This window comes from Hyphomonas oceanitis (genome assembly GCF_036964545.1).
GTDB lineage: Bacteria > Pseudomonadota > Alphaproteobacteria > Caulobacterales > Hyphomonadaceae > Hyphomonas > Hyphomonas oceanitis.
This window is the reverse complement of record NZ_JBALTL010000014.1, coordinates 9,337-11,757: the sequence shown is the minus strand read 5'-3', so window position 1 is coordinate 11,757 and position 2,421 is coordinate 9,337. Positions and strand designations below refer to the sequence as shown.

At 55.4% G+C, this 2,421-nt stretch carries 3 protein-coding genes; 1 reads left to right on the top strand and 2 read right to left on the bottom strand.

The window, feature by feature from the left end; all coding sequences use genetic code 11:
- Nucleotides 1-647 (bottom strand): acetaldehyde dehydrogenase (acetylating) (locus tag V7651_RS18560; RefSeq protein ID WP_335614014.1); only part of this gene is annotated, 647 nt, incomplete at its 3' end.
- Nucleotides 648-659: 12 nt separating this feature from the next.
- Nucleotides 660-1,448: a 2-keto-4-pentenoate hydratase gene (locus tag V7651_RS18555; protein ID WP_290494589.1), complete on the bottom strand. Its 789-nt coding sequence runs from the start codon at nucleotides 1,446-1,448 to the stop codon at nucleotides 660-662.
- A gap of 128 nt (nucleotides 1,449-1,576) precedes the next feature.
- Here V7651_RS18555 and V7651_RS18550 point away from each other — a divergent pair, with 128 nt between their 5' ends.
- Complete coding sequence (locus tag V7651_RS18550; protein ID WP_335614013.1) at nucleotides 1,577-2,320, top strand: IclR family transcriptional regulator; 744 nt, start codon at nucleotides 1,577-1,579, stop codon at nucleotides 2,318-2,320.
- The last annotated feature ends 101 nt before the right edge of the window (nucleotides 2,321-2,421 follow it).

Sequence of the window (2,421 nt, the reverse complement as noted above, 5' to 3'; positions counted from 1 at the left end):
CTAGAGAGGGTGAATACCGTATCGCGCATAATCATCGGAGGCTCTGCCGGGTTCAGGACGATTATGGCTTTGCCTTTCCGGGCTCCTCCAACCTCTTCTATACCCTTTGAGGTTGTCTCGGTGAATTCATCAATGTTGGCCCGCGTTCCCGGCCCGGCTGACTTGGAGGCGATGGAAGCGACGATCTCCGCATAGTGGACTGTCGCGACGGATGCTACCGCTGCCACGATTGGGATCGTCGCCTGCCCGCCGCAAGTGACCATGTTGACATTTGACGCATCCAGATGCGCGTCACCATTGACGACGGGTATGACATACGGCCCGATCGCCGCAGGCGTGAGGTCGATCATCACCTTGCCAGCGGATGTGACGACTTCATTGTGCCGCTTGTGTGCGCCAGCAGATGTCGCATCAAAGACAATTCCGATTTCGGGCCACACGTCGAGCTTAACGAGACCGTCAATTCCTTCATGCGTGGTCGCGATACCCATGCGCTTCGCCCGGGCAAGGCCGTCCGAGTCGGGATCGATCCCGACCATCGCGCCCATTTCGAGACCCTTCGACTTGCGCATGACCTTGATCATGAGGTCAGTTCCGATATTTCCGGATCCGATGATCGCAACCTTGGTCTTCTTGAGAGTTGTCATTTCCTATGTCTCCTATTTCGCCGCAATTGCGAGGCGAACCGACCCAATACCTTCGATATCCGCTTCAAACAGATCACCAGGCCCCATTGAGGCCATCGGGCCAAGAGCACCTGTCAGAACGACGTCGCCGGCCTTGAGGGGTGCTCCGAGCTCTGCGCATTTTCGTGCGAGCCAGAGGGCGGCGTTTAGCGGGTTTCCAAGGCACGCGATGCCGGCGCCATATGAAACCGGGCGTCCATTGCATTTCATCACCATGCCGGCATTGACGAGATCAAGCCCATGCAGTGCACGAACAGGCCCGCCCAGGACATATAGGCCGGATGAGGCGTTATCCGCGATCGTATCCGAAATGCGGATATCCCAGTCCTTGATACGACTGCCCACAATTTCGATGGCAGGCACGACGTGGTCTATGGCTCGGATAAGTTCGCTTGGTGTTGTATCCTGCGCGTTGATGTCCCTGCCGAGTATAACGGCTATTTCAGCCTCGGCCTTGGGTTGTTGAGTTGCTGACAACGGAATTTCATCACCGTCGCAATATTCCATATCCGCGTAGAGGACGCCAAAATCGGGCTGGTCTACGCCAAGTTGATTTTGGACTGCCGCTGACGTCAGGCCAATTTTCCTGCCAACAACTCGTCGTCCTGCGGACACCCACCGGGCTGTGTTGATCGCCTGGACCTCGTATCCGGCTTGCGGATCAAGACCAATGAGATCACGCACTGGCGCGCAGTAGGTTTGTCCCGTGTGTGCGTCGAACAGTGCATCTGCAGCCTTCTGAATTTCATCTCTGGAGATCATGGTCTGGTTCGCGTCCGTAAGTGACTTGGAATGTAGATCGCAAACTACGCGATGTACTTGACACTGCAATCCGAGGCAGGCCAACTACTATCACAATGTGATAAATGGAGATCCGTGTGACACGATCCATGTCTTCCTTCGACAAGGCGATGGCCTTGTTCGGAGCGCTTGTTGAGCAAGACGGTGTATTCGAATCAGACGCAATGAGTGTCCAGCTCGGAGTGCCGGAATCGACTCTGTACAGGCATCTGAATGCCCTCCATTCGGCCGGGCTCATCTGCCGATCCAAGCGTGGACGATATTTGCCCAACCCTGTTTTTTTGAAGAAGCTGGAGGGGTTCACACCACATGCTGTGCTGTCGGAAATAGTACGACCCATTTTGGACCAACTAAGTGTCGCGTTGGAAACCACGACCCACTTTGGCATTCTGGAGAACGACATGGTTACCTACCTCGCGAAGGCGGTATTTGAAGGAGAGGAGGTGTTCACGCGCGAGAACGGGCAGCTGGAGGCGTACTGTTCTGCTATCGGCAAGGTGTTGCTCTCGCACATGACGGTCGACGAGCGACAGGCGTATATAACCAGCGGGCCCTTTCCAAAGCTCACGGATAAAACGATCACGGATCCAGCCGCAATCGAACGAGAACTACATCGCACGCGCAACAAGGGATTCGGCGTCGACGATGGCGAGGTTCACAACGCACTTTATTGCATCGCTGTGCCAGTCTTCAGTTCGCGGGGAATGGTCGTGGGCGCAATTTCTAGTTCATCTAGCCAGAGGTGGGCGAGTCCTAAAGAACAGCGTGATCGCCTGATTCAGCTCAACGGGGTAGCGCAGTCAATCTCTTCCACTTTAGGGGCCGGCGCATGATCATGTGGAGATGAGAGCTCAAAAAAATGGGAGCCGCTTAGGCTCCCAGAGTTTGGCGGAGACCTAGCTCCGCCGGAGGAAACAGACTGGTTGTCGTATCT